Source organism: Oscillibacter sp. CU971 (assembly GCF_905219725.1).
In the GTDB taxonomy this organism is placed as follows: Bacteria; Bacillota; Clostridia; order Oscillospirales; family Oscillospiraceae; genus Oscillibacter.
Window position 1 is genome coordinate 1 of record NZ_CAJMXG010000523.1, and the last position, 1,235, is coordinate 1,235.

Sequence of the window (1,235 nt, forward strand, 5' to 3'; positions counted from 1 at the left end):
CCAAAACTGATAGAGGTCCCGGCAGCCGTCCACCGCCAGCTTTGCCTGCATTTCCAGCCGGTAGGGGGTCACGCCGTCGAAAGGCCGAAGCAGACCGTAGAAGCCAGAGAGGATGCGCAAGTGCTTCCGGAGATAGTCCAGATGAGTCGTCTCCATCACGCTGGGGGCCATGTAGCGGTACTGAATGCCCTTGTAGGAAAGAATGGCGGGGGTGAGATTACGGCGCAGCTCCATCTGCTCCAGCCGTTCCACATTCAACTTGGCAATGGTGTCATTGCACTTCCAAAGGGCCTGCAAACCTTTGGGAGACATACCCTGGAGGACAGTTTTCAGCCGCTCCGTCTGCTCCAGAAACTGAGGTAGACTATCCACGGCAAAGCTGCCCGTGTCCACTACCATTTTCTTCGCCGGGGCGATGATGATGCGCATAGAGCCCCTCCTTTCAGATTTGAGAAAGCATCTCCGTCAGTCGCCTTGCCGCTGTGTCCAGGCCTTCTATTCCCGCGCAGCGGCTGGGTTTGGCGTTGACCAACTGATCCAGCAAGGGCTGACTTTGGCTGTTTTCGTCCAGGGCCAGCTCCGCGGCCATAACGTCCTCCCAGGCGCGGTTTAAAAAGGCCACCTCCCGGCGGCCATGGGTCCTGGTGAACAGAGGCAGTTCTGAACCGCACAGTTCCTTCGTCGTTTCTGCGGGAAAACCGGCGGCGGATAAACTGAGCCGCAGACCGTCCAGGAAAATGTCCGGCAGGCGCTCCCATTTCGGATGGCTGAGATCGTACAGCACAAATGTGTATCGCGTATGGCAGTGGACTGCCAGCAGACTGGGCCTGCCCCGCAACGGGATGATGTGGAGGTCCCAGCAGAAGCGGCGGTCCGGCTCCTGGCCGTAGGAGAGTGCTTTAATATGCAAATGCCGCTGGAGAGGAATGGTCAGACCAAGTTCTACTGTCCCCCGCGTCTTCATGAGAAGCGCTCCATTTTTTGCAGTGCCGCCACGATGTCCTTCAAAACCAGCGGCTGCATACTATCCGGGTATCCGCTCAAGTCGGCCTGTTCCAATGCCGCCCGGATACGGGGAATGAGATTCGGTTTTGCTTCTGCAATTTCCGGTAAAGCCGCCACGCACTGGCGGGCCGTGATGGGCTTCACATCCGTGATGTGGGACAGAAATTCATCCAGCAATGTATCAAATTTATCCTCCCTGTCCCAACGGGCATTGGCCGCCAGGATGGAGA

2 protein-coding genes and 1 pseudogene are annotated in these 1,235 nt (G+C 57.6%); all 3 read right to left on the reverse strand.

Translation table 11 applies throughout. The features are described from left to right. A partial coding sequence (locus JX325_RS17115) for a YaaA family protein (RefSeq protein ID WP_204792215.1) occupies positions 1-429 on the reverse strand: 429 nt, incomplete at its 3' end. 13 nt (positions 430-442) lie between these two features. Further along, positions 443-964, reverse strand: a complete 522-nt coding sequence (locus JX325_RS17120) for a hypothetical protein (RefSeq protein WP_204792216.1) — start codon at positions 962-964, stop codon at positions 443-445. Continuing rightward, positions 961-1,235: pseudogene (locus JX325_RS17125) on the reverse strand (SufBD protein); the annotation flags it as partial. The pseudogene JX325_RS17125 and the gene JX325_RS17120, both read right to left, overlap by 4 nt.

Coding starts and splice junctions, on each gene's coding strand:
- JX325_RS17120 (WP_204792216.1), bottom strand. CDS start 964: ATGAAGACGCGGGGGACAGTAGAACTTGGTCTGACCATTCCTCTCCAG.